Origin of the sequence: Duganella sp. BJB476 (assembly GCF_003416895.1) — a bacterium.
Taxonomy (GTDB): domain Bacteria; phylum Pseudomonadota; class Gammaproteobacteria; order Burkholderiales; family Burkholderiaceae_D; genus Rugamonas.
The window spans coordinates 170,749-196,816 of sequence record NZ_QVIO01000010.1 but is presented as its reverse complement, the minus strand read 5'-3'; the positions used below and the strand labels follow the sequence as shown (position 1 = coordinate 196,816).

Below are 26,068 nucleotides of genomic sequence, written 5' to 3'. Positions count from 1 at the left end.
GGTATAAGGTACGGAACTTGCAGCGATAGAAGGATCATCAACCTTTGGAGAAAGCCCCGTGAGCAAAGAACTCTCTGGCAGCACGCAACTCTGGAACGAAGACCTGGCCCCGACAACGGCGGCGCAACGCACCTGGCGCTGGTATCACTTCGCCGCACTGTGGGTCGGCATGGTGATGTGCATACCGGCCTACACGCTGTCCGCCAGTTTGATTGAAGGCGGCATGTCCGGCTACCAGGCCGTGCTGACGGTGTTCCTTGCGAACGCTATTGTTCTGCTGCCGATGCTGTTGATCGGCCATGCCGGTACCAAGTACGGCATTCCGTATGCGGTGCTGGCCCGCTCGTCGTTCGGCACCGCCGGCGCGCGCTTGCCTGCGCTGATGCGCGCCATCGTCGCCTGCGGCTGGTATGGCATCCAGACCTGGTTCGGCGGCCAGATGATCTACACGCTGCTCGGCGTGATGCTGGGCGGCGACATCGGCGGCGACAAGATTGCGGGCCTCGGCATCAACGGCGGACAGCTGCTGTGCTTCCTGGCTTTCTGGGGCATCCAGTTCTGGTACATCGTGCACGGCATGGACGCGATCCGCAAACTGGAAACCTATACCGCGCCGCTCAAGATCCTGATTTGTTTCGTGCTGCTTGGCTGGGTCTACAACAAGGCCGGCGGCTTCGGCGACCTGCTGTCGGCGCCTTCGCAATTTGTCGCGGGCGGCAAGAAGGCCGGCCAGTTCTGGTCCGTGTTCTGGCCTTCGCTGACGGCGATGGTCGGCTTCTGGGCCACGCTGGCGCTGAATATTCCCGACTTCACGCGCTTCGCCAAATCGCAGCGCGACCAGGTGCTGGGCCAGTCGGTCGGCCTGCCGGTGCCTATGGGCTTGTTGGCGATGATGGCGGTGATCGTCACCTCGGCCACCGTGGTCTTGTACGGCAAGGCGATCTGGGATCCGGTCGACCTGGCCAGCCGCATGACCGGCGCCGCCGTGCTGATCGCGCTGCTGATCCTGCTGATCGATACGGTGTCCGTCAACCTGGCGGCCAACCTGGTCGGTCCGGCCTACGATTTTTCGTCGCTGGCGCCAAAGCAGATCTCGTACAAGGTGGGCGGCTACATCACTGCCGGCATCGCGATCCTGATGATGCCATGGAAAATACTCGAATCCACGCAAGGCTATATCTTCACCTGGCTGATCGGTTACTCGGCGCTGCTGGGGCCTATCGCCGGCATCCTGATCGTCGACTACTACATGGTGCGCAAGACCGAATTGAATGTCGGCGAACTGTATCGTGAAGACGGCCAGTACTCATATGGCAACGGCTGGAACACGGCCGCGCTGGTGGCGTTTGTGGTCGGCGTGGTGCCGAATATCCCAGGCTTTCTCAATGCCGCTTTCCCGGCGTCCTTCCCCGATGTGGCGCCCGTCTTTAAAACGATTTATACCTATGCCTGGTTTGTGGGAATCGCTATTTCCGCGCTAGTGTATGGGGTTATGATGAAGGGCAAAGCGGTGCCCGCGATCCGGGCTGCTCACCCCTAGAGAGATTCAGGAGATGTCCATGACAACTATCATCCGTGGCGGCACTGTCGTCAATGCCGACCGGGCTTTTCGTGCCGATGTGCTCTGCTACGGCGACAAGATCGTCGCCGTCGGCGACAACCTGGATGCGCCGGCGTCCGCCAAGGTGATCGACGCCAGCGGCCAGTACGTGATGCCGGGCGGGATAGATACCCACACCCATATGAACCTGCCCTTCATGGGCACCGTCACGCAGGACGATTTCTACACCGGCACGGCGGCCGGCCTGGCCGGCGGCACCACCACCATCATGGATTTCGTGATACCGGCGCCGAAGCAGAACCTGATTGAGGCTTATCACCAATGGCGCGGCTGGGCGCAGAAGGCCGCCGGCGACTACACCTTCCACGTGGCGATCACGTGGTGGGACGAGACGGTGCACCGCGACATGGGCATCCTGGTGCGCGATCATGGCGTCAACAGCTTCAAGCACTTCATGGCGTACAAGAACGCCATCATGGCCGACGACGAGACCTTGGTGAAAAGCTTCCGCCGCTCGCTGGAGCTGGGCGCGATTCCGACCGTGCACGCCGAGAACGGCGAGCTGGTTTATCAGTTGCAGCAGGACCTGCTGAAGAAGGGCATGACCGGACCGAGCGCGCATCCGCTGTCGCGTCCACCGGCAGTGGAGGCGGAAGCGGCCAACCGCGCCATCGCGATCGCCAATGTGCTCAACACGCCGGTGTATATCGTGCACGTCTCCTGCGCCGAATCGCTGGACGCCATCACGCGCGCCCGCGCCAACGGCCAGCGCGTGTACGGCGAGGCGCTGGCGGGCCACCTGGTCATCGATGACAGCGTGTACCAGAGCGAGGACCTGGACTTCGCGGCGGGCCATGTGATGAGCCCTCCGTTCCGCAGCAAGCATCACCAGGCCGCGTTGTGGCATGGTCTGCAAGGCGGCAACCTGCACACTACCGCGACCGACCACTGCACGTTCTGCGCCGAGCAGAAGGCCGCCGGCAAGGACGACTTCACCAAGATCCCGAACGGCTGCGGCGGCGTGGAAGACCGCATGTCCGTGGTGTGGGACGCTGGCGTCAACAGCGGTTTGCTGACGCCTTCGGAGTTCGTCAAGGTGACGTCGACCAACGCCGCGCAGATTTTCAATATGTATCCGCGCAAGGGCGTGATCGCCGTCGGCGCCGATGCCGACATCGTGGTCTGGGACCCGGAAGGCAGCCGCACCATTTCGTCGCTGACGCAGTTCGCCAAGGGCGGCTTCAATGTATTCGAAGGCCGCACCGTGCGCGGCATCCCGAGCACCACGCTGGCCGCAGGTAACGTCGTGTTCCATCGCGGCGTGCTGATGGCCGTGGAGGGCGCGGGCCGCCATATCGACCGTCCGTCGTTCAAGCCGACGTCGGCGCGCTAATCAAATAGGAGCAAGGTAATGAGCGAAATGCGCATCAATGGCGACCGCCTGTGGGCGGCGCTGATGGAACTGGCACAGATAGGCGCCACCGCCAAGGGCGGCGTCAAGCGACTGGCCCTGACGGACCTGGATAAGCAAGGCCGCGACCTCGTTGTAGGTTGGGGCAAGCAGGCCGGCATGTCGGTCACGGTCGACCAGATCGGCAATGTCTTCATGCGCCGCGACGGCACCAACAACGCGCTGCCGCCGGTGATGACCGGCAGCCATATCGACACCCAGCCCACCGGCGGTAAATTCGACGGCAACTACGGCGTGCTGGCCGGCCTGGAAGTGGTGCGCACGCTGAACGATTTGAAGATCAAGACCGAAGCGCCGATCGAAGTCGCCTTCTGGACCAATGAAGAAGGCTCGCGCTTCGTGCCGGTGATGATGGGCTCCGGCGTGTTCTGCGGCGCCTTCAGCCTGGAGACGGCCTACGCCGCCAAGGACACCGAAGGCAAGACCGTCGGCGAGGAACTGGCACGCATCGGCTACAAGGGCGATCAGGTGCCTGGCGACCATCCCATCGGCGCCTACTTCGAAACCCATATCGAACAAGGCCCGGTGCTGGAGGACGCCGACAAGGTGATCGGCGTGGTTCCGGCGGTGATGGGCCTGTCCTGGTACGACTGCGTGGTGACCGGCATGGAAGCCCACGCCGGCCCAACGCCGATGGGCCTGCGCAAGGATGCGCTGCAAGTGTCGACCCGGATCATGCAGGAAGTAGTCGCCATCGCCAACCGCTACCCACCATACGGTCGCGGCACGGTAGGCATGGTGCAGGTATTCCCGAACAGCCGCAACGTGATACCCGGTGAGGTCAAGTTCAGCATCGACCTGCGCAACGTGAACGATGAACTGCTCAACACCATGCACGAAGAGATGTTGGCTTTTATCGACAAGACCCGCAGCGAAACCGGCTTGAAGATTTCGATCGAGCGCGTGTCCTACTACCCGCCATGCTCGTTCCACCCGGAGTGCGTGGACGCGGTGCGCAACGCCACCGCCAAGCTGGGATATTCGACGATGGACGTCGTTTCCGGCGCGGGCCACGATGCGATTTACGCCGCGCGGCTGGCGCCTGCCGGCATGATCTTCGTCCCTTGCAAGGATGGCATCAGCCACAACGAAATCGAGGACGCCAAGTCCGAACACCTGGAAGCAGGCTGCAACGTTCTGTTGCATGCAATGCTGGAGCGCGCCCGTATCGTTTGACCGCCGCCCGGCCGGAGGGCATACTGACCCGTAGTGGCCTACCCAGGCCACAAGAACGGATCAGGGCTCTCCCGGCTTTCAACATGCAAGAACCACCCCAATCTCTCGCGACGGCGCTGGAGACAGCCTGCCTGACGGCCACGCTGGAAAGCATCTCCGATGCGGTCCTGATGCTGGACCGCAGTTGGAATGTCCGCTACATGAACGGCAATGCGGAACGGCTGCTGCAAGTGCAGCGTCTCGATGTGATGGGCAAGAACGTATGGTCGGTATTTCCCGAGGCGGTCGACGGCCCGTACTACCGCGCCTACCACCAGGCGGTGGAGAGCAACAGCCCCGTGGCGTTCGAGGAGCACTACGCTCCGCTCAATCTGTGGACCGAGATCCGCGCCTATCCGTCGCAAGAAGGCGTGACGATCTATTTCCGGGACATCAGCGAGCGCAAGGCCATCGAGGCGCAGATCCACAGCATGGCGTTCTATGACAAGCTCACCGGGCTGCCCAACCGCCAGCTGCTGCTGGATCGCGCCGGCCATGCGCTGTCGCTGGGTCACCTGGGCGCCATGCTGTTCATCGACCTGGATAACTTCAAGACCATCAACGACACGCGCGGCCACGACAAGGGCGACATGCTGTTGCAGCTGGTCGCAGCCCGCCTGAGCGCCGAAGTGCGCGAATGCGATACGGTGGCCCGTTTCGGCGGCGATGAGTTCATCGTGCTGCTGGAGGATTTGGGTAGCACCGAGAACGAAGTCGCCAGAGTGGCGCAGGACATGGCGCTCAAGATCGTTCGCGCGTTCGCCGAGCCGTTCGATATCGAGGGGATAGAACAACACAGCACGCCCAGCATCGGCATCACGGTTTTCAGCGGCGCCTGCGCTGGCGTGGACGATGTGCTGAAACGTGCCGACCTGGCCATGTACCAGGCCAAGGCGGCGGGACGCAACACCGTCTCGTTCTTCGATCCGGCGATGCAGGCGCGCGTCAGCGCGCGGGCCGCGCTGGAAACCGACATGCGGCGTGCACTGGGCAATGATGAATTCGTGCTGTACTACCAGCCGTTGATGCGCATGGATGGAACCATGGCCGGTGCCGAGGCGCTGGTGCGCTGGAGACATCCGCAGCGCGGCCTGGTGCCGCCTGCAGAATTCATCCCGGTGGCGGAGGAGTCGAACCTGATCCTGCCGTTGGGGCGCTGGGTGATGCGCGAGGCATGCAGCCGGCTGGCGCAATGGGCCGGTGACGCGCGCACGGCCGGGATGGAAATTGCGGTCAATGTCAGCGCTTCGCAATTCCATCGGCCGGACTTCGTCGAACATGTGCTGGAGGTGCTGGCGCAGACCGGCGCCCGCGCCGACAGGCTGCGGCTGGAACTGACGGAAAGCCTGCTGCTAAAGGATGTCGAGGGCACGGTAGGGAAGATGCAGCAGCTGCGCGCCGCCGGCGTCAGCTTCGCGCTGGACGATTTCGGCACCGGCTATTCGTCGCTGTCCTATCTGCACCGGCTGCCGCTGGACCAGCTGAAGATCGACCGTTCCTTCATCTGGAGCGCGGTCAAGGAGGACAGCGGCGCTGCGATCGTCCGCATTATCGTCTCGCTGGGCAAGGCGCTGAACATGTCGGTACTGGCCGAGGGCGTGGAGACGCAGGAGCAGCTCGACTTTGTCATTGCCGAAGGCTGTCAGTATTATCAAGGTTATTTATTCAGCAAGCCGCTCCCCGAGCCGGAGCTGTTGACACTCATCGCAGGCCTATAGATTGATATATTCGGATCCACAGCAAGCCTACCTCGATGGAAATCACCACATGGCCGCCGGCGACCTTGCCGTTGCGGAGGACTGCTTTTTGCAGGCCCTGATGCTGGAACCCATGCACGGCGCCGCGCGCGCCAATCTCGGTTATCTGAAGGAGCAGCAGGGCGCGCTGGCGGAAGCCGAATTCCACTATCTCCAGGCGATCGCGCTGATGCCCGATCATGCGCAGCTTTACCAGAATCTTGGCGTGCTGCTGCTGAAGGCGAAGCGCTTCGAAGAATCGGAAGCTGCGGCACGCATGGCGCTGGAGCTGGCGCCGGAATCACCATCCGCGTGGAGCCAGCTGGGCGTGTTGCTGGCTTGCGTCAAGCGCGAGCAGGAGGCCGAACTATGCTACCGCCGCGCGCTGGCGCTGGACCCGGGGGATGCGCGGACGCGCTTCAATCTGGCCTACGTGCTGCTGCGGCAGGGACGCTTTGAGGAAGGCTTGCCCTTGCTCGAAGCGCGCTGGCAGTTCGACTCGTTGGCGCATACCTTCGCCTGTCCGCGCTGGGACGGTGAGCCCTTGCATGGCAAGTCAGTGGTGATCGTGCTGGAAGCGGGACAGGGCGACATGATCCATTTCTGCCGCTATGCCACTCAGCTGAAGGCGCGCGGAGCGTCGCGTGTCGCCGTGATCTGCCATGCGCCGTTGAAGCGCCTGTTCGCCACGCTGGAGGGCGTCGACCGGCTGTACGCCTTGGGCGATCCGGTCCCGGATGAGCACTGGGACTACTGGACGCACCCAATGCGCCTGGCCGCCACGCTCGGTGTAAGCCTTTCCACCATGCCGGTGGCGACTCCCTACCTCGCTGCGGAGCCGGAACTGGTGCGGCTTTGGGCCGGCCGCCTGCCGCAGCAAGGCTTGCGGGTCGGAGTGGCGTGGAAGGGGAACCCGGATTTCGAGAACGATGCCGACCGTTCGCTGCCGTCGTTGGAGACGCTTGCGCCGCTGGTGTCACTGGCAGGCGCCGGATCAGTACACTTCGTCAGCCTGCAAAAAGGCCAGGGCGAGGACGAAGCCCTGAATCCGCCCGCCGGCATGCCGTTGTACGCAGCCAGCCCGCAACTGCGCGACTTCGCCGACACCGCAGCCGTCATCGCCAACCTCGATCTGGTGATCAGCGTGGATACGGCGGTAGCTCATCTGGCGGGCGCCATGGGCAAGCCTTGCTGGGTGCTGCTGCCGGATTATCGCTGCGACTGGCGCTGGCTCACCGGACGTAGCGATACGCCATGGTATCCGGCCATGCGCCTGTTCCGCCAATCCACCGCCGGCGATTGGGCGCCGGTGATCGACACCGTCAGGCGCGAACTGCTCCTGTTGCGCTGCGATTAACTGTGGCGGCGCCCCGCTGAAAGATGTTGACTCGTTCCCCGCTCTCTGGTCAACTAGGTTACTCGAAAAAGAAGAAACGCTTGACCTGACACACTGGAGGTTACAAGATGAATGGGGACATTTCACGCCGCGGTTTCTTGAAGGCCAGCGTGGTTGCTGGCGTTTCGGTCTACATCGCGCCCTTGGGCGGCAAGGCGCTCGCCGCCCTGTTCGAGGAAAAAATCCTCACACCGGTCGCCTGGGACGGCAAGGCCGGACTGGCCAAATTCCGTATCGATGGCCTGTCCAAGGTCACCGGCGCCAAAGTCTTCGCCCGCGACATCCGCTCGCGCGACATGCCGCACTGGCCGCAACAACAAGCCCACGCCCTGATGCTGCGCACCACCCGCACCGACGCGCTGTTTGACGGCATCGACCTGTCCCTGCTGGGGGCGGACCTGAAACCGGACCGCATCGTGACGGCGGAAGACCTGGTGCGCGACGGTGTCGCCTTCCCCGGTTTTTATGGCACGGACATGCTGCTTCCGGCCGGGAAGCAGCCTGCCTATCTCGGGCACGCGGTGGCGGTCCTGATCTTCAACGACTTCGCCCGCTTCCGCGCGGCCAAGGATGCCTTGCAGTTCAAGGAGGGCGTGGTGCGCTACGGCGCCGCCGCGCCGCCGATGGAGCGCGACCCGTGGGGCACCTTCCGCTTTGTGCGGGTGGGTGGCGCCACCTCGGCCGACATGGACGTTTTCTCCAGCCTGAAAAACGCGCCGGTGTTCCCCAGCGCGATGCGCAAGCAGCAGCCGGTCTGGCCGGACGGCATAGAGCACGGCAAGCTGGGCGAGCAGGGCATGTACTACGCCAACCAGATCAAGGAGGAGCTGGATCGCCCGCCGGCCGACTGGCTGGTGCTGGAGCGCGACTACAACACGCAGTCGGTGGATACGGCCGCGATGGAGCCGGACAACGCCAACTGCTGGTACGACGCCGCCGCGCAAACGCTGCACATGGTGGTGCCGACGCAGTCGCCGCAGGAGGTCATCGACAGTACGATAGAAATGCTCAAGAAGAGCAAGTTCCCGCTCAAGAAGCTGTTCCTGCATCCGTGCTACACGGTGGGCTACGGCTCCAAGGACCACTACAATTTTCCGTTCTACGGCCTGATGACGGCGCTCTACGCGAACGGCGTTCCGGTGCGGCTGGCCAACGACCGCTACGAACAGTTCCAGTCGTCGATCAAGCGCCATGCGTTCAAGATGAAGTACCGCATCGCGGTCGACCGCAAGAGCGCGATGCTGCAGTCGTTCCAGGGATATTTCGAGGCCAACGGCGGCGGGCGTTGTAACTTTTCGCCGTCGGTGGCGATGGTGTCGGCGACCGCCGCACAGTCTATCTACTATTTTCCGAAGAACGATTTCGCCGCCGTCGCCATCGCCTCGCGCGCCATCGACGCAGGATCGGCGCGTGGCTATGGCACCTTGCAGAGCATGGCCGCAACCGAAATGATGATCGATGAATTCGCGGAGAAGCTGGGGCTGGACGCGATCGATTTTCGGCTGAAAAACGCGCTGCGGTCCGGGATGAAGAACACGCAGGGCGCGATACCGGCCGGTGCGGTGCGGGTCGACGAGGTGCTGCAAAAGGCCAAGGTACATCCGCTGTGGTCCGGCCGTGCCGGCGCCAAGCGCGCGTTCGAGGCGGCGCATCCCGGCCACCGCTACGGCGTGGGATTCGCCTGCGTGCAGAAGGACTTCGGCACCGGCGCCGAGAGCTCCTTCGCCAAGGTGCAGATCAGCGCCGACGGCGCGATCGAGCTGTCGCACAGCGGCACCGAGATCGGCACCGGCATGTCGACGTCGCAGGCGGTGGCCTGCGCCAAATGGCTGGGCAAGCCGGCCGGCGTGGTGCATACCGCCGTCACCGAATGGGACGACCTGCCGGTGGTCAGCAGTGGCGATCCCTACATCATGAGCCAGGCGGACCAGGACAAGCTGTCGGCCAATCCGCGCTGGTCGCCGACCTACTGCTCTCCGGCCAGCGCCACCAATTCCGCCTATTACTTCACGCACAGCACGCGCGAAGCGGCGCGCGTGGTCTTCATGCATGGCCTGTGGCCGGCCGCGATGGCCATCTGGAGCGAAGGCTATGCCGGCGGCCAGGCGGCGTCGCTGGTGATACGGGTGGAGGATGCGCGCTGGGTCGACGGCAAGCTGTCCGCCGGCGGTCTGCAGGCGCTGTCGTACGAACAGCTGGCGAGCAAGGCGCATGAACTGGGATTGGTGACCGGCGCCACGGTGCACGTTTTCAACCGCTGGCAGTGGACGGAGGCGGAGTTCGATGTCAACGGCGCCGGCGTGCGCCTGCCGATAGACGGCCTGTCGCTGCGCTACGGCGACGGCGCGGACAAGGGCAAGAAAGCCAGCATGAGCTCCACCGGCGGCTACCATGTGCTGAACCGCAAGCGCGTGTTCATCCCGCCGGTGCAGCGCAATAACGCCACCGTCACCTACTACAGCGCGGTGGGGACGCTGGTCGAGTTGTCGGTGCATGAGGCCAGCGGCAAGGTCGAGCTGCTCAGCCATCATTCCATCATGGAGTGCGGCAGCATGCTGTCGCCGCAGCTGGTGTCGAGCCAGCTGCAGGGCGGGCTGGCGATGGGCATAGGCCATGCGCTGTACGAGTACCTGCCGCTGTACGAGGACGGTCCGGGCAACGGCAGCTGGAACTTCAACCGCTACCAACTGCCGCGCGCCAGCGATGTCGCGGTGTGGAAGCAGACGGCGGATATCCTGCCGCCGTTGACGGAGACCGATACGCCCAAGGGTATCGCGGAGGTGGTGATGATTCCCGTGGTCGGCGCCATCGTCAACGGCATCGCGCACGCCATCGGCCACCGTTTCACCGACTTGCCGGTCACGCCGGAACATATCCAGGAGGTGCTGGCATGAGCATCGCGACCAAACCGATTACGCTGACCATCAACGGCAAGACCGTCGGCCCGATACCGGCGCCGGAAGGCGTGATGATGATCGACTTTCTGCACGAGTACCTGGACCTGACCGGCTCCCGCCTGGGTTGCGGCCAGGGCGTTTGTCACGCCTGCGTGGTGATCCTGGATAAAGCCGACGGCACCAGTGAAGAAGTCCGCTCCTGCATCACCGGTGCGCATTTCTTCGACGGTAAAAAAGTGCGCACGGTGGAGGGCCACGCCAAGTTGAACGACAAGGGCGAGGTGGTGGCGCTGTCGCCGGTGCAGCAAAAATTCCTCGAACATTTCAGCTTCCAGTGCGGTTACTGTACGCCGGGTTTTGTGAACGCGGCCACGGTGCTGCTGGAGCGCCTGAAACGCACGCCGGTCAGCCGAGACCAGATCGACGAGACCATCACCGAAAGCCTGAACGCCCACATCTGCCGCTGTACAGGCTATGTGCGCTATTTCGAAGCGGTCAAGGATGTCGTGCTGAGTACACCCGGTCTGGTGAAGGAGGGGAAATGATGAGCCGCTCTCTTGCCCTTCGCGCCTCCGTGGCGCTGCTGGCCGTATTGTCGGGCGGCGCCCAGGCCGCCGCAGGCAGCGATGCCGTCGCGCGTGGACGCTATCTGGTCAAGGCGGCCGATTGCGCCGCCTGCCACACGTCGGCCACCGGCGCGCCGTTTGCCGGCGGCGTGGAATTGAAATCCGACTTCGGCACTTTTTACGGCACCAACATCACGCCGGACAAGGAACACGGCATCGGCAAATGGACCGCCGAGGAGTTCTATGCAGCCTTGCGCGACGGCGTGGCGCCGGACCGGCATCTGTATCCGGCCATGCCCTACACCTCCTACCGCTCGATGAGCCGCCCCGACAGCGACGCCATCTTCGCCTACCTCATGCAGATCAAGCCGGCGGCGGTGGCCAGCAAAGCCGCCGATCTCAAGTTCCCCTACAACATGCGCTTCGGCATGCGCTTCTGGAACATGCTGTTCTTGAAGGACTCGCTGCCCGATGCGTCGGCCGGCCAGTCGCCCGCCTATCTGCGCGGCCGTTACCTGGTCAACACGATGGGACACTGTGCGGAATGCCATACGCCGCGCGGCTCGCTGGGGCAGATGGATGGCGCAAAACCTTTGAGCGGCAGTGCGATGGCGCGCATCGCCGCGCCGGACATCTCGCCGGCGGGACTGTCGGCATCCGGATGGACTGCGGCCGACCTGTCGTCATTCCTCGGCACTGGCGTTGCGCCGCAAGGCTCGGCCTACGGCGAGATGTTCGCTGTGGTCCACCTGAGCACCCAGCATCTGACGCCGGGCGACATGTGGGCGATGACCACCTATCTTCTGGGTGACAAGCCCTTGCCGCCGCAGCCTTTGAAGCCCGCTGCGGCCATCGGCGATGCGGCGATCGATGCGGGCCGCCGTACCTACATCGCCGTCTGCGCCGGTTGTCATGGCGTCGATGGCGGCGGAAAGCCGCATGTGGCGGTGGCGATGAAGGGCAACACCACGGTGCGCAGCGCCGATCCGCGCAACCTGATCACCGTCACGCTGGACGGCATCGAGGCGCAGCGCTTTGGCAGGAAGGAAAGCATGCAGGCCATGCCGGGCTTCGCGACCAAGTTGAGTGACAAGGAGATCGCCGGTTTGACCAATTTCCTGCGCGTCAGCTGGGGCGGACAGGCGGGTACGGTCAGCGAATCCCAGGTGAAGGATTTGCGCACGCCTTGAAATCGCTGTCGGCTTTCTTGACAACTGAAGGCGTCGCGGCGGGAGCCGAAACGCCAAGTCACTGACTTTATTGGTTTTACCTGTCAGGGCATGCTTCCTGCATCGCGTCTCAACGGCCGGCAGTCCCGCCGGCGCTTGACCAGGGAGACGCGACATGAACATCCATTCCAAAATCCGGCGCGGCTGCATGCTTGGCGCAGTGCTTGCCACGATGGCGGTGGCATTGCCTGCATCGGCCGCGCCGTTTTTCTTCAGCACCGGCGGCCCCGATGGCCTGATCGGCACGGCCACGCGGCCCAGCAGCGCCGGCAAGGTTGAAATCGAAACGGCGGACGATTTCATACTCGGCTCGCACACCAGCATTACCAGCGCAAGTTTCACCGGGCTGCTGACCGGCGGCGCCACGGCGGCCAATATCGGCCAGGTGGTGGCGGAGATCTATCGCGTGTTCCCCAAGGACTCCACCAATCCCCCATCCGGCCGCGTGCCGACGCGTACCAATTCGCCGTCCGACGTGGCGTTCGACAGTCGCGATAGTGGCGGCGGCTTGACCTTTTCGGTCGTTACGCTGGGCGCCTTCAGCGCCGCCAATAGCGTCCTCAATGGCATCAACCCTTTGCCGGGACCGACAACCGGCGGTGAAGGCCCGATCAGCGGCACCGAGGTGACGGTCGTCGTCAACTTCGGCACGCCGTTCGATCTGCCGGCCGATCACTACTTCTTCGTGCCCCAGGTGGAAGTGACGGGAGGGGAGTTCTACTGGCTGTCCGCCGCGAAGCCTGTCGTGGGCGGCACCGGCCCCTTCGCCCCTGACCTGCAAAGCTGGATACGCAACGAGCCGTTGGCGCCGGACTGGCTGCGCATCGGCACTGACATTGTCGGCGCGGGCGCTTTCAACGCTTCGTTCTCGCTGGTGGGCGCCACGGCGGTGGCGGAACCAGGCAGCGTCGCGCTGTTGCTGGCGGGCGTGTTGCCGCTGGTGCTGGGGCGCCGCCGGCGCTCGCCGGTGGACAGTGCTCAGGCGTAGCTGCGCAGGAAATCCAGCAGGACATGGGCGGCGATGTCGGCATCGTCCGCCGTCATCGTCTCCAGCGGATTGTGGCTGATGCCGCCGTTTCCGCATCGAGTGAACAGCATGGCCACATCGGTGACTGCGGCCATCGCCATCGCGTCGTGACCGGCGCCGGAAAGGAGGTCGAAACGCGGCAGGCCGGCGCGCTCGATGGCGGCGCCGAACTGTCGCATCAATCGCGGCGCGCACGGCGCGGCCGAGGCGTCGACGATCTGCTGCATGCTCACTTCCACCTGGCGTCGCGCGCAGATCGCCGCGATGCCGTCCAACACATCCTTGACCGCAGCCAGCCGCACCGCATCGTCGGCGGCGCGGATATCCAGCGACAGCTTGCATGCGCCGGGTATCACGTTGACCGAGCCGCCGGGCACCTGCAACTGGCCGACCGTGCCGACCAGCGACTCGCCCTGCGCGCAGCGTTGCTCCACCAGCAGCACGATTTCCGCCGCCGCCGCTGCCGCGTCCTTGCGCATCGTCATCGGCGTGGTGCCGGCGTGGCTGGCCAGGCCGGTCAGCTCGACCAGGTAGCGCGAGCTGCCGGCGATGGCCGTCACCACGCCCAGCGCCAGGTCGCGCTCCAGCAGCACCGGGCCTTGTTCGATATGGACTTCCACGAAGCCGAGCAGTTGCGCCGGATCGCGCGCGATGGCGGGAATGCGCGCCACGTCGTGACCGGCGGCCAGCAGCGCGTCGCGCATGGTGACGCCATCGGCGTCGGTCTGGTCCAGCAGCGACAGGTCGAAACGGCCGGTCACCGCGTTACTGCCCAGGAAAGTGCTCTTGAAGCGCACGCCTTCCTCCTCGGCGAAACCGACGATCTCGAAATGGAAGGGCAGCTTCTCGCCGCGCTGGTGCAAGTGGCGCACGATGGCGATCGGCAGCAGGATGCCGAGGCGGCCGTCGTACTTGCCGCCGTTGCGCACGGTGTCGTAGTGGGAGCCGGTCATCAGCGTCTTCGCATCCGGCGCGTCGGAGCGGTAGACACCGACCACGTTGCCGACGGCGTCGATCTGCGCATCCATGCCGGCTTCGCGCATCCAGTCCACCAGCTGTGCGGCGGTCTTGCGGTGCGCTGGCGTCATGTAGGCGCAGGTCAGGTCGAAGTCCGCGTTGGCGCTGTTGTCGGTGTCGCTCCATGCGGCTATGGTTTCGCACCACTGCATGATGGTTGGGCCGAAGTCCAGCGTCATGCCCAGCAGGTCGTTCAGGCGCAGCTCGGCGATGCGCTTAATCTGGCGCAGGCACTCGGCGATTTCGTCGGCGCGCTGGTTCTTCAGGCGGCGCGTGAAGGTGGCGATGATGGCGCGGCGCGTCAGCCCTTGTCCATCCGGGCCTTTGACGGCGAGGATGAAGGGGAAGCCGAATTTGTCGTTGTAGTCCGCGTTCAGTTTGTGCAGCGTGGTGAATTCTTCGGCGCTGCACAGGTGCAGGCCGGACTTGGCTTGCTCGTTGGTGGATTCGGCCGTCAGCTGGCCGGATACCGCGGCCTTGCCCGCCAGTTCGGGGTGGGCGCGGATCAGGCCCAGTTGCTCGTCCAGCGTGGCGGCGCTGACGACCGCCTGCAAGGCCAGCTTGAGCGCGGTGGTGTTGGCGAAGGGCCGCTGGGCCACCGCCCGTTCCGGTATCCACGGCGAATGCTCGTAGATGCCGCGCAGGCGGTCGGTGAAGGTGGCGGCGTCGCAGCTGTTTAATTCGGATAGTGTGGTCATAGCCTAGTGTAATCGCAACTGAGCCGTGCAGTTATATGCGGTATCCGCTACGGTTTATTATTTGCCCAGCGCCTTGGCCGCCGTGGCGACCTGCTCGCGCAACCACTTGTGCTCCGGCGCCTGGTGCACGCGTTCGTGCCACAGCTGGTAGAAGCGCATCGACGGGAACTTGACCGGCACCGTGAAGGTCTTCAGCGGCATGTTGCGCTCGTAGTAGCGCACGAACTGACGGCCGGTGGTCAGCACCAGGTCTGTCTGCGTCAGCATGTACGGGATCAGGCCGAAGTAGGCCGATTCCACCGCGACGTTGCGCTGCATGCCCTGGCGCTCCAGGAAGTCGTCGATGACGCCGTGGTAGCCGGGCAGGATCTGCGTCGGCGCCACGTGGGGCAGGGACAGGTAGTCGTTGATCGTCATGTCCTCGCTGCCGGTGCGCAGCGCGTACGGGCAGTCGGAGCGCATGACGGCGATGATCGGGTCCTCGAACAGCTTGGACATGTGCAGGTGCTCGGGCGGTTCGTCCCAGTTGGCGATGACCAGGTCCATGTCACCGTCCGACAGCAGGCGCACGTAGTCAACGCCGGGACCCAGGCCGTGGATCTTCACGCGGCTGTTGGGAGAGCCGCGCCGCAGCAGCGCCACCAGGTTGGGCAGGAACTGGCTGTCCAGATAATCTGGCGCGGCGATGTGGAAGATGCGCGCTTCTTCCTGCGGCACGAAGGGCGACTTTTTCAGAAACAGGTTCTCGGTCTCGTCGAGGATGCGCTTGGCCGGGATCAGCAGGCTTTCGCCGTGCTGGGTCGGCACCATGCCGCGCGCGCCGCGTACCAGCAATGGGTCGCCCGTCAGCTCTCGCAGCTTGCGCAGCGAGGCGGAGATCGAGGGCTGCGGCTGATTCAGTTTGAGGGCGACGCGTGAGACGTTTTTCTCAACCAGCAGCAGGTAGAGTATGCGGATCAGGTGCAGATCCAGGTGTTGCGGCAGGGCGGCCATGGGAGTATTTCTGTTATACGGAATCGGATATGTTTAATATACTCTAATGTTCATGTGGTCGGCGTCAATTCCGTTTATCTTCTGTAAATTAGCCACACTCTTTACCCAGAAAGCTCCCATGGATTTATACGCCTATCTGATCCCGTACGGCCTTGAGTGGCTAAACCTGATCGTGCGCTGGCTGCACATCATCACCGGCATCGCCTGGATCGGCGCTTCGTTCTACTTCGTCTGGCTGGATAATTCGATCCGCCCGCCGGCTCCCGGCTCGGAACTCGCGAAGAAGGGCGTGTCCGGCGAACTGTGGGCGGTGCACGGCGGCGGTTTCTACAACCCGCAAAAATACCTGGTGGCGCCGGCCGAACTGCCGAAGGACCTGCACTGGTTTAAATGGGAAGCTTATTCCACCTGGCTGTCCGGCATCGCGCTGCTGACCATCGCCTACTACTTCAACGCCCAGGCGATGATGATCGATAAATCGGTGGCCGATATCGGCAGCTGGCAGGCGATCGGCATCGGCGTGGGCACGCTGGTCGTCGGCTGGACCGTGTACGACCTGCTGTGCCGTTCGCCGCTGGGACAGCGCGACCTGTGGTTCGGCGTGGTGGTGTTCGCGCTGATCGTCGGCGCCGCGTATGGCCTCACGCATGTGCTGAGCGGCCGTGCCGCCTACATCCACGTCGGTGCGCTGATCGGCACCATCATGGTCGGCAATGTGCTGATGCTGATTATTCCGGGCCAGCGCAAGATGGTGGAGGCCATGTCGGCCGGCCGCCTGCCCGATCCGATCCATGGCCAGAAGGCCAAGCAGCGCAGCGTCCACAATAACTACTTCACGCTGCCGGTGCTGTTCATCATGATCAGCAACCACTATGCGATGACTTACCGGAACGACCGCGCGTGGTTGGTGCTGGCCTTCATCATGGCGGCCGGCGTTTTCATCCGCCACTTCTTCAACCTGCGCCACAAGGGCCGCGTGGAGTGGCGCTATCCGGCCATCGGCGTGGCGCTGCTGGTCGGCGTGGCGGTGGCGATCGCGCCGGCGCGTCCTGTGGCGGTGGCTGCGGCGGCCGACCCTGCGGCGCAATTTGCCAAGGTGAAGGGCGTTATCGATCAACGCTGCGTGGCTTGCCACTCGGCCCATCCCTCGCAGCCCGGCTTTGCGACGGCGCCCGCCGGCGTCATGCTCGACAGCGCCGAACAGGTGCACCAGAACGCGGAAAAAATCTACAAGCAATCGGTCCAGCTGAAAGCCATGCCGCTTGCGAACCTGACCAATATGACCGATGCCGAACGGGCGCAGATCGCGACCTGGTTCGAATCCGGCGCCAAGTGAGAGAACAGCGATGACGACAAACAAAGAACAACTGGCTCAATGGATCGACGCGCACTTCGATGAGGAAGTCGGCGTGCTGCAGCAGTTGCTGCGCGTGCCGACCGATACCCCGCCCGGCAACAACGCGCCGCATGCGGACATGGTGGCAGACCTGGTCAAGGCCTACGGCTGGACCGCCGAGAAGCACGCGGTGCCGGCGCAAGTGGTGCAGGACTACGGCATGGAGACCATCACCAACCTGATCGTGCGCCGCCCGTACCAGGCCGGTGGACCGACCGTGGCGCTCAACGCCCACGGCGACGTGGTGCCGCCGGGCGATAACTGGACCTATCCGCCGTATGGCGGCGTGGTGGAAAACGGCTACATCTACGGCCGCGCCGCAGCTGTCTCCAAGTGCGACTTCGCCACCTACATCTTCGCCACGCGCGCGCTGGAGGCGCTGGGTGTACCGTTGAAGGGCGGGCTGGAACTGCACTTCACGTACGACGAGGAATTCGGCGGCCTGCTGGGACCCGGCTGGCTGCTGGAGCAGAAGCTGACCAAGCCGGACTTCGTCATCGCGGCGGGCTTCAGCTACAACATCGTCACCGCGCACAACGCCTGCCTGCAACTGGAGATCACGGTGCACGGCAAGTCCGGCCACGGCGCGATGCCGGAGACCGGCCACGACGCGCTGCAAGCGGCAACCCGCATCCTGAACGCGATCTACGACCAGCTGCCGGAACTGAAAAAGGTCAAATCGAAAATCCCCGGCATCGACTCGCCGACCATGCTGGTGGGCCGCATCGACGGCGGCACCAATACCAACGTGGTGCCGGGCAAGGTCGTGATGAAGATGGACCGCCGCATGATTCCCGAAGAAGATCCAGTGGCGGTGGAAGCGCAGGTGCGTGCGCTGATCGAGAAAGCGGTCGAAGGCCAGCCCGGCATCCGCATCGAGATCAAGCGCCTGCTGCTGTCGCACGCGCTGCGCGAACAGCCGGGCACCGAGAAACTGGTGGCGAGCTTGCAGCAGAACGCGCAAACCTTCATCGGCGAGAAGATCCCCGCGCAAGGCACGCCGCTGTATGCGGACGCCCGCCTGTACGGCGAACAGGGCATCCCGGCGGTGCTGTACGGTGCCGGCCCGCGCTCCGTGCCCGAGTCCAACGCCAAGAAGGCCGACGAGCGCCTGCTGCTGGAAGACCTGCGCAAGGCGACCAAGGTGGTAGCATGCACGCTATTGGATTTCCTTGGAGCTTAAAATGTTTGAAAAGAAGATGATGGCCGGCTGGGGCGATATGGACTTCAACAGCCATATGCGCAATACGGCCTTCCTGGACAAGGCGGGCGATGTGCGCATGCTGTTCCTGTCTGAGAACGGCTTCCCGATGAGTGAATTCATGCGCCTGAAAATCGGCCCGGTGGTGATGAAGGACGAAATCGCCTACTTCAAGGAAGTCATGCTGCTGGAAGAGATCACCGTCACGCTGGGCGTGGCCGGCCTGGCCGAAGACGGGAGCCGCTGGTCGCTCAGCACCGACATCATCCGCGCCGACGGCAAGCTGGCCGCGCGCGTGACCAGCACCGGCGGCTGGCTCGATCTGGCGGCGCGCAAGCTGATTGCGCCGCCGGCCAACCTGCTGGCCACCTGGCAGTCGCTGGGCAAGACGGCGGACTTCCAGGAACTCAACACCAGCATCAAGTAAGGCTATTTGGCCTCGTAGAACTTCCGGTGCAGCTGCGCCGGCAAGCCGCGCGCCGCCAGGCGCCTGGCGGCGTCGGACAGCGACGGCGCCAGCGCCGCCTGGCTTTTCCCAAGGTAGATATACAGTGGCAGGTCCTCCACCGAGACGCTGCTGTGGCCCTGCGCCAGCATCGACCTGGCGTCGGCGCTGATGCCGCCGTCGTCGAATACGCAGGCGTCGTCGCGGCCGGCCAGCACCATCTGCAAACAGGCCGCTTCGCTTTGAACCTCATGTGGCAGTATCGCCGGCCGCAGCGCTTCCAGCCGCTGCTGGTACAAAAAGATACCGCGCTTGTAGCTGACCGTCTTGACGTTTTTCGCCAGCGATTCCCAGCTGGTGATGTCCTTGCTCGCCAGTGTGAAGATGCGCGTGTGCGAGACGACGAAGGGATCGTCGAGCCGCACGTAGTCTGGATGCCGCAGGATGTAGCCCTTGATGCGGCCCATTTCGCCGGCAAGGGCGCCCGAGGCCAACATCGCTTCGGCGCGCAGGCCGGGCAGGCTGCGCAGCGTGCAGCGTTGTCCGCTCTCGGCGCACAACTGCTCAAGATAGGCGCTGGCGTACAGGAAGTGCGGAGAATTCTCGTCGTGCGAAGTGCCGAACACCAGATCCTTCCCGGCTTGCGCGTGCGCGCAACCGGCAACGGCCAGCGTTGCGGCGATCAGGATGTTGAGCTGGCGGCGGGACATGGTGGCATTTTATAGCGGATGGGTGGGGCGGCGCGATTTTAACGGATTGTCGTATGATATGGTCATTATTGTCCAACCAGCCAGCCCGTGCATCGATACGATTTGATCAGCTGTCACGATTGCGGCGTGCTGCACAAGCGGCGCCCGGTGCTGCCGCGCGAGAAAGCGCGCTGCGTGCGCTGCCGTTCCATCCTCTATCGCGGCATCCATTCGGACGTCAACCGCATGGCGGCCATCACCTTGTGCGCCATCTTCACCTACCTGATCGCCCAGTTTTGCCCCATCGTTGAACTGGAAGTGGGCGGCTACTCGTCCAGCGCCACCTTGCTCGGCGCGATACGCGTGCTGTGGACGGAGCAGATGCAGCTGGTGGCGGTGATCGTGTTCCTGTTCACGGTGCTGTTGCCGGCGGTGGAACTGGGCGCGCTGCTGTACGTGACGCTGGCGTTGCGCGCCGGCGTGCGGCCGCCTGGTTTCGATCACCTGCTGCGCGCCGTCGGCGCCGCGCGGCGCTGGGGCATGACCGAGGTGCTGATGATCGGCATCCTGATCACCATCGTCAAGATGACCAGCCTGGCGCAGGTGGTGGTGCAACCGGGCCTGTTCGCCTTTGGCGCGCTGACGCTGATGCTGGCGATCGTCACCTCTTTCGATCCGCAGATGTTGTGGAATATCGGCGAGCACCTGCCGGGGCCGCGCCGTCCGGCGCAGGCGGAGTTCCGCTACACGCCGCACACCCGCCTGGCCGCTTGCCATAGCTGCGGCCTGGTGGCGCAGGACCAGCCGGCCGCGCATCAGCATTGCGCGCGCTGCGGCGCCGTGCTGCACCGGCGCCGCCCCGACAGCGTAGGCCGTACCTGGGCCTTCCTGCTGGCAGCCACCATCCTCTACATCCCCGCCAACCTGCTGCCGGTGATGTACACGCACTCGCTGTTCGGCAAAGAGGATGACACCATCATCAGCGGCGTGGTCTACTTCTGGACCAGCGGCTCGCCGGCGCTGGCGGCGATCATCTTCATCGCCAGCATCGTGGTGCCGGTGCTGAAGCTGGCGGCGTTGTCGCTGCTGGCGCTGACGGCGCAGCGGCGCTCGCGCTGGCGCCCCTTGCAGCGCACGATGCTGTACCGGATCGTGGAGTTTGTCGGCCGCTGGTCGATGCTCGATATTTTTGTGATTACCCTGACGGTGGCGCTGGTGCGCTTCCAGTCGCTGGCCGTGATCACCGCAGGTCCCGGTGCGCTGGCGTTTTGCGCGGTGGTGGTGCTGACGATGCTGGCGTCGATGCAGTTCGACCCGCGCCTGATCTGGGACCCAATCGATTCAAATGGAGAGAACCATGCCTGAAAACGAAAGCGGCGCGCCGCCGCTGCCCGAGCCGAGAGTGGAGAGGGCCAATCGCTGGCTGCCTTCGCTGGTGTGGCTGATCCCTTTGCTGGCCGCCTTGATCGGCCTGGCGCTGGTGGCCAAGTCGGTGATGGACCAGGGGCCGACGGTGACGGTGAGCTTCCGCAGCGCCGATGGGCTGGAGCCGGGCAAGACCAAGGTCAAATACAAGGACGTGGACATCGGCCTGGTGCGGACGATCACGCTGTCGCGCGATCTGTCCAAGGTGTTGGTGCTGATCGACATGAGCAAGGAGGCCAAGCGCTTCACCGCCGCCGATACCCGGTTCTGGGTGGTGCGGCCGCGCGTCGGCGCGAGCGGCGTTTCCGGCCTGAGTACCTTGCTGTCGGGTGCCTACATCGGCGTTGACGCCGGTAAGTCGCAGGAGGTCAAGGAGGAGTTCACCGGCCTGGAAAAACCGCCGCAGGTGGCCGGCGACGACAAGGGCAGCAAGTTCACGCTGCATGGCGAGAGCCTCGGCTCCATCGACGTCGGCTCGCCGATCTTCTACCGCCGCATCCAGGTGGGGCAGGTGGTCGGCTTCGATCTGGACGAGAAAGGGCGCGGCGTGAAAATGACGGTGTTCGTCAGCGCGCCGTACGACCAGTACGTCGGCAAGAACACGCGCTGGTGGCATGCCAGCGGTGTCGATGTGCGGCTCGATTCGAACGGCTTCAAGGTCAACACACAGTCGCTGGCGGCCTTGCTGGTGGGCGGTATCGCGTTCGAGACCATGAACGGCCAGAAGCCGGACCAGCAGGCGGCGGCAGGCACCGACTTCCCGCTGGCCTCCGACCAGGCCAACGCCTTGCGTGAGCCCGATGGCGTGCCGATTACCACGGTGCTGTACTTCGACCAGTCGCTGCGCGGCCTGTCGCCGGGTGCGCCGGTGGACTTCCGCGGCATCGTGCTGGGCGAGGTGCGCTCGGTCGGCGTGGAATTCGATCCGGTGAAGAAGAACTTCCGCATGCCGGTGACGGTGGACATGTACCCAGCGCGCCTGGGCCGCAGCTTCCAGCAGTCCGTCTCCAGCGACCAGGATCGCAACGCCGGTCCGGTGGTGCTGGAGCGCATGGTGGCGCGCGGCCTGCGCGGCCAGCTGCGCACCGGGAACCTGTTGACCGGCCAGCTGTATGTGGCGCTGGACTTCTTCCCGAACGCGCCGAAGGTGAGTCTGGACGTGGCGCAGTATCCGCTGGAGGTGCCGACGGTGCCGAACAGCCTGGACGAGCTGCAAACGCAGATCGCCAGCATCGCGCGCAAGCTCGATCAGGTACCGTTCGGCGAGATCGGCAACAACCTGCGCGACACGCTGAAGAGCGCCAATGTGCTGTTCAAGCAGCTCGATGCGCAGGTGGTGCCGGAGATGAAGGACACGCTGGGCGCTGCCCGCAAGACCTTCGGCGAGGCCAACCAGCTGCTGCAGAAGGATTCGCCGGTGCAGTCCGACCTGCGCGAGGCCTTGCAGCAGCTGACGCAAACGCTGCAATCGTTGAATGCGTTGTCGGATTATCTGGAGCGTCATCCCGAGTCGCTATTGCGCGGGAAGACGAACAAGCAGGACAACAAGGGAGAACCTAAATGATGCGCTATTCATCCGCGCTGGCCATGGCGGCCGCGATGCTGCTGGCCGGCTGCGCCGCCGCGCCGCCCGAGCACTTCTACAGCCTGAGTAACGGCATGGGCGTGCCGTCGTCCGCCGCCAAGCCGGCGGGCTACTACATCGAGCTGCCGGCGGTGACGGTGCCGCAGCAGGTAGCGCGCTATCAGCTAGTGGTCAGCACGGAGGCAGGGCGTATCGACTTGCTGGAGCACGAGCGCTGGTCGGCGATGCCGGCGTCGGAGATCGGCCAGGCGCTATCGCTGGCGATCACCGGCGAGTTGGGAACGGTGGATGTGTTCCGCACGCCGACGGCGGACGGTGCGCCGATCTACCGCATCAGCACCAACGTGCAGCGCTTTGAATCCGCGCCCGGACAGTATGCGCTGATCGACGCGGTGTGGAGCGTGCGCCTGGTCGGCAGCAGCAAGGTGCTGACCTGCCACAGCGTCGCCAACGAAACGGTCGGCGGTGGCTACGACGCGCTGGTGGCCGGCCACCGCCGCGCCGTCACCCGCATCGCCGCCGATATCTCCAAGGCCGTCCGTGCACTGGCCTCCGGCGCCAACGCCGGCTGCTAACCGGCCGTCAGCATGGCCTGCTTGACTTGCTCACGCAGCCATACGCTGGCTGGGTCGTTGTCGATGTTGGCGTGCCAGTACAGGTAGATGTCCAGCGACGGCATCGTCAGGGGGAAGGGCAGGATCTGGTTGCCGAACTGCTGGTTGACCACGCGCGCCAGCCGCTCCGGCATCGTCAGCGCCAGGTCGGTCTGGCTGACCGCGCGGCAGGCGGCGAAGTAGTGCTGGCAGCGCAGCCGCACGCGCCGCTGCAGTCCCATGCGGCTCAACTCAAAATCCTCCAGCCCCGGTCCGCGCCGGCGTGAGCTGGTCTGGATGTGCTCCAGTTTCAGGTAGGCGTCCAGATCCAGCGCGCCGCGCACCAGCGGATGATCGCGCCGCACCAGCACCACCGTTTGGTCGGTGGCCAGCAAGGTGCGGCGGATGTCGTTCGACAGCGGCAGCAGGATGTCGATGGCGGCGTCCAGCGTGCCGGCCGCCAGTTCGCTTTCCAGTTCGCGCCGGCCCACCTGCAAAGTGTTCAGACCCACCGTCGGCGCATCGCTGGCCACGCGCGCCATCAGCGGAGGCAGCACGCTCGCCTCCAGCACGTCGCGCAGCGCCAGCGAGAAGGTGCGTTCGCTGGTGGTGGCGTCGAAACGCTCGGCGCCGTTCAGTGTCACTTCAAAGCCGCGCAGCGATTGCCGCACCGGGTCTATGATGGAACGGGCCAGTGGCGTCGGCACCATCACGTGGCCCTGGCGTTCGAACAGCGGATCGTCGAACAACTGGCGCAGCCGGTTCAGCGCGTGGCTGATGGCGGGCTGGGTCAGGTTCATCTTCAGGCTGGCGCGGGTGATGCTGCCTTCCGCGTAGATCGCCTCGAAGACGATGAACAGGTTGAGATCGACCTTGGATATATGCATGAAATTTATTCGGCTCAATTAAAACTATTCATTTGATGAATTATAGGCCGGACGTTAAGCTGGTGCGTGTTTTGATCTGGAGCTGGAAGAAAATGGGACAAATTTATCTGGTGCGCCACGGGCAGGCTTCGTTCGGCAGCGCCAATTACGACCAGCTGTCGACGCTGGGCTACGAGCAGGCGCGCTTGCTGGGGCAGTGGTATGCCAACAGTCGCCAGTCCTTCCAGCGGGTGGTGGTGGGCGGCATGGCGCGTCATCGCCAGACCGCCGATACCTGCCTGGCCGAGCTGCCGAAAGCCCAGCTGGCCGACACCGAGTGGATCACCGATCCCGGCTTCGCCGAATTCGATCATCTCGAAGTGCTGCGGCGCCATTGTCCGGAAGTGGACGACGCCGTCGCCTTCCATCAGATGCTGGCGCAGCACGAAGAGCCGCAGCGCGCGCTGGAGCATCTGTTCCGCGCCGCCATGCAGCGCTGGATGAGCGGCTGGCATGACGACGACTACAGCGAGACCTGGCCGGAATTCCGCCGCCGCTGCGTGGGCGCGCTGGAACGGCTCGATACCGACAGCAGCAAGCAGGCCACCATCGTGTTCACCTCCGGCGGCGTGATCGCCACGCTGATGCAGCACCTGCTTGGCTTGCAGGACTATCAGGTGATGGAGCTCAGTTGGACATTGGCCAATTGCGCCGTCACCAAGCTGCTGCAACGCCCCGGTCAATTCACACTCAGTTACCTGAACAACTACTCGCACCTGGAATGGCTGGGACAACCCGGCGCCGTCACCTACCGATAAGGACCGCATCATGGATTTCGACTACAGCCCGAAAGTAAAGCAACTCCAGGCCAGGCTGACGGCCTTTATGGACGAGCATATCTATCCGAACGAAGCGCGCTTCCACGCCGAGATCGACGCCAACCGCGTTGCCGGCGACGCCTGGGTGCCGACCGTGGTGATGGAAGAACTCAAGCTCAAGGCGCGCGCGGCGGGCTTGTGGAATCTGTTCCTGCCCGATTCCAAGCACGGCGCCGGCCTGACCAACCTGGAATACGCGCCGCTGTGCGAGATCATGGGCCGCGCCGTGTGGGCGCCGGAAGTGTTCAACTGCTCGGCGCCGGACACCGGCAACATGGAAGTGCTGACCCGCTACGGCACCGAGGCGCAGCAGCGCGAGTGGCTGGAGCCGCTGCTCGATGGCCGCATCCGTTCCTGCTTCGGCATGACCGAGCCGGACGTCGCCTCGTCCGACGCCACCAACATCGCCAGCTCCATCGTGCGTTCCGGCGACGAGTATGTGATCAACGGTCGCAAGTGGTGGTCCTCCGGCGGCAACGACCCGCGCTGCAAGGTCTTCATCTTCATGGGCAAGAGCGATCCGGATAACCCCAACCGCCATGTGCAGCAGTCGATGATACTGGTGCCGCGCGATACGCCGGGCGTCAACGTGCTGCGCCACCTGCCGGTGTTCGGCTTCGACGACGCGCCGCACGGCCACGCCGAAATCGTGTTCGACAACGTCCGCGTGCCGGCCTCCAACCTGCTGCTGGGCGAGGGCCGCGGTTTCGAAATCGCCCAGGGCCGCCTCGGGCCTGGCCGCATCCACCACTGCATGCGTTTGATCGGCCTGGCCGAGCGCGCGCTGGAGCAGATGTGCCGGCGCAGCTTGAGCCGCGTCGCTTTCGGCAAGCCGGTGGCGGAGCAGGGCGTGACGCTGGAGCGCATCGCCGAGTCGCGCATCATGATCGACCAGGCGCGCCTGCTGGTGCTCAACGCCGCCTACATGATGGACACGGTGGGCAACAAGGTCGCGGCCAAGGAGATCGCCATGATCAAGGTGGCGGCGCCGGCGATGGCCTGCAAGGTGATCGACTGGGCGATCCAGGTGCAGGGTGGCGGCGGCATGGCCGATCCTTTCCTGGCCTCGGCCTACGCCGGCGCGCGTTCGCTGCGCCTGGCCGATGGTCCGGACGAAGTGCACCGCAGCCAGATCGGCAAGATGGAGCTGGCCCGCTACAAGGCCCCGCGCAGCCACTGAAGCC

Annotated in this window: 21 protein-coding genes; 17 read left to right on the top strand and 4 right to left on the bottom strand. The window is 64.4% G+C overall.

Annotated elements, in window-relative coordinates; all coding sequences use genetic code 11:
* The first annotated feature begins 58 nt into the window (after positions 1 to 58).
* From D0T21_RS29225 to D0T21_RS29185, 9 genes are all read left to right on the top strand, one after another.
* A complete protein-coding gene (locus D0T21_RS29225; protein ID WP_116993308.1) occupies positions 59 to 1,540 on the top strand; it encodes an NCS1 family nucleobase:cation symporter-1 in 1,482 nt (493 codons plus the stop codon).
* A gap of 19 nt (positions 1,541 to 1,559) precedes the next feature.
* Complete coding sequence (gene hydA / locus D0T21_RS29220) at positions 1,560 to 2,954, top strand: dihydropyrimidinase (protein WP_116993309.1); 1,395 nt, start codon at positions 1,560 to 1,562, stop codon at positions 2,952 to 2,954.
* Between the two features lie 18 nt (positions 2,955 to 2,972).
* Positions 2,973 to 4,208, top strand: coding sequence for a Zn-dependent hydrolase (locus D0T21_RS29215; protein ID WP_116993310.1), 1,236 nt, complete (start codon positions 2,973 to 2,975; stop codon positions 4,206 to 4,208).
* Between the two features lie 83 nt (positions 4,209 to 4,291).
* Positions 4,292 to 5,965 carry a bifunctional diguanylate cyclase/phosphodiesterase gene (locus D0T21_RS29210; RefSeq protein WP_116993311.1) on the top strand — a complete coding sequence of 558 codons (1,674 nt, stop codon included), beginning with the start codon at positions 4,292 to 4,294 and terminating at the stop codon, positions 5,963 to 5,965.
* 49 nt (positions 5,966 to 6,014) lie between these two features.
* Positions 6,015 to 7,340, top strand: a complete 1,326-nt coding sequence (locus D0T21_RS29205; RefSeq protein ID WP_229211681.1) for a tetratricopeptide repeat protein — start codon at positions 6,015 to 6,017, stop codon at positions 7,338 to 7,340.
* 107 nt (positions 7,341 to 7,447) lie between these two features.
* Positions 7,448 to 10,273 (top strand): xanthine dehydrogenase family protein molybdopterin-binding subunit, encoded by a 2,826-nt coding sequence (locus D0T21_RS29200; protein ID WP_116993312.1) that lies wholly within the window; start codon positions 7,448 to 7,450, stop codon positions 10,271 to 10,273.
* Positions 10,270 to 10,821 carry a (2Fe-2S)-binding protein gene (locus D0T21_RS29195; protein ID WP_116993313.1) on the top strand — a complete coding sequence of 184 codons (552 nt, stop codon included), beginning with the start codon at positions 10,270 to 10,272 and terminating at the stop codon, positions 10,819 to 10,821. The genes D0T21_RS29200 and D0T21_RS29195 overlap by 4 nt, the downstream gene beginning before the upstream one ends.
* Entirely contained in the window at positions 10,818 to 12,032 is a 1,215-nt protein-coding gene (locus tag D0T21_RS29190) for a cytochrome c (protein ID WP_116993314.1), read from the top strand. The genes D0T21_RS29195 and D0T21_RS29190 overlap by 4 nt, the downstream gene beginning before the upstream one ends.
* A 154-nt stretch (positions 12,033 to 12,186) precedes the next feature.
* A complete protein-coding gene (locus D0T21_RS29185) occupies positions 12,187 to 13,059 on the top strand; it encodes a PEP-CTERM sorting domain-containing protein (RefSeq protein WP_199538605.1) in 873 nt (290 codons plus the stop codon).
* On the opposite strand, the gene D0T21_RS29180 is transcribed toward D0T21_RS29185, so the two are convergent.
* Together D0T21_RS29180 and D0T21_RS29175 are read right to left on the bottom strand one after the other, a co-directional pair.
* Positions 13,050 to 14,813, bottom strand: coding sequence for an allantoate amidohydrolase (locus tag D0T21_RS29180; protein ID WP_116993315.1), 1,764 nt, complete (start codon positions 14,811 to 14,813; stop codon positions 13,050 to 13,052). The genes D0T21_RS29185 and D0T21_RS29180 overlap by 10 nt on opposite strands.
* A 57-nt stretch (positions 14,814 to 14,870) precedes the next feature.
* Positions 14,871 to 15,806: a LysR family transcriptional regulator gene (locus tag D0T21_RS29175; RefSeq protein ID WP_116993316.1), complete on the bottom strand. Its 936-nt coding sequence runs from the start codon at positions 15,804 to 15,806 to the stop codon at positions 14,871 to 14,873.
* Between the two features lie 118 nt (positions 15,807 to 15,924).
* Here D0T21_RS29175 and D0T21_RS29170 point away from each other — a divergent pair, with 118 nt between their 5' ends.
* The 3 genes from D0T21_RS29170 to D0T21_RS29160 are packed head-to-tail and all read left to right on the top strand — an operon-like array spanning position 15,925 to position 18,830.
* On the top strand, positions 15,925 to 17,142 hold the full coding sequence (locus tag D0T21_RS29170) for a urate hydroxylase PuuD (protein WP_116993317.1): 1,218 nt from the start codon (positions 15,925 to 15,927) through the stop codon (positions 17,140 to 17,142).
* 10 nt (positions 17,143 to 17,152) lie between these two features.
* The gene (locus D0T21_RS29165) at positions 17,153 to 18,385 is read left to right on the top strand and encodes a M20/M25/M40 family metallo-hydrolase (protein ID WP_116993318.1); all 1,233 of its coding nucleotides are present in this window, start codon (positions 17,153 to 17,155) and stop codon (positions 18,383 to 18,385) included.
* Position 18,386: 1 nt separating this feature from the next.
* A complete protein-coding gene (locus tag D0T21_RS29160) occupies positions 18,387 to 18,830 on the top strand; it encodes a thioesterase family protein (protein ID WP_116993319.1) in 444 nt (147 codons plus the stop codon).
* A 2-nt stretch (positions 18,831 to 18,832) separates the two neighbouring features.
* Here the strand turns inward: D0T21_RS29160 and D0T21_RS29155 are convergent, their stop codons facing one another.
* Complete coding sequence (locus D0T21_RS29155) at positions 18,833 to 19,558, bottom strand: hypothetical protein (protein ID WP_116993320.1); 726 nt, start codon at positions 19,556 to 19,558, stop codon at positions 18,833 to 18,835.
* Between the two features lie 87 nt (positions 19,559 to 19,645).
* Between D0T21_RS29155 and D0T21_RS29150 the strand changes: the two genes are divergently transcribed.
* From D0T21_RS29150 to D0T21_RS29140, 3 genes are read left to right on the top strand one after another with little or no spacing between them, the layout of a single operon-like run.
* Positions 19,646 to 20,902 carry a paraquat-inducible protein A gene (locus D0T21_RS29150; RefSeq protein WP_116993321.1) on the top strand — a complete coding sequence of 419 codons (1,257 nt, stop codon included), beginning with the start codon at positions 19,646 to 19,648 and terminating at the stop codon, positions 20,900 to 20,902.
* Positions 20,895 to 22,526, top strand: coding sequence for an intermembrane transport protein PqiB (locus D0T21_RS29145; RefSeq protein WP_116993322.1), 1,632 nt, complete (start codon positions 20,895 to 20,897; stop codon positions 22,524 to 22,526). Before D0T21_RS29150 ends, D0T21_RS29145 begins: the two co-directional genes overlap by 8 nt.
* Positions 22,523 to 23,122, top strand: coding sequence for a membrane integrity-associated transporter subunit PqiC (locus D0T21_RS29140; RefSeq protein WP_116993323.1), 600 nt, complete (start codon positions 22,523 to 22,525; stop codon positions 23,120 to 23,122). Before D0T21_RS29145 ends, D0T21_RS29140 begins: the two co-directional genes overlap by 4 nt.
* Here the strand turns inward: D0T21_RS29140 and D0T21_RS29135 are convergent.
* Positions 23,119 to 24,027: a LysR family transcriptional regulator gene (locus D0T21_RS29135; protein ID WP_116993324.1), complete on the bottom strand. Its 909-nt coding sequence runs from the start codon at positions 24,025 to 24,027 to the stop codon at positions 23,119 to 23,121. The genes D0T21_RS29140 and D0T21_RS29135 overlap by 4 nt on opposite strands.
* A 92-nt stretch (positions 24,028 to 24,119) precedes the next feature.
* Between D0T21_RS29135 and D0T21_RS29130 the strand changes: the two genes are divergently transcribed.
* Together D0T21_RS29130 and D0T21_RS29125 are read left to right on the top strand one after the other, a co-directional pair.
* Positions 24,120 to 24,824 (top strand): histidine phosphatase family protein, encoded by a 705-nt coding sequence (locus D0T21_RS29130; RefSeq protein WP_116993325.1) that lies wholly within the window; start codon positions 24,120 to 24,122, stop codon positions 24,822 to 24,824.
* A gap of 10 nt (positions 24,825 to 24,834) precedes the next feature.
* The gene (locus tag D0T21_RS29125; RefSeq protein WP_116993326.1) at positions 24,835 to 26,064 is read left to right on the top strand and encodes an acyl-CoA dehydrogenase family protein; all 1,230 of its coding nucleotides are present in this window, start codon (positions 24,835 to 24,837) and stop codon (positions 26,062 to 26,064) included.
* Positions 26,065 to 26,068: the final 4 nt, after the last annotated feature.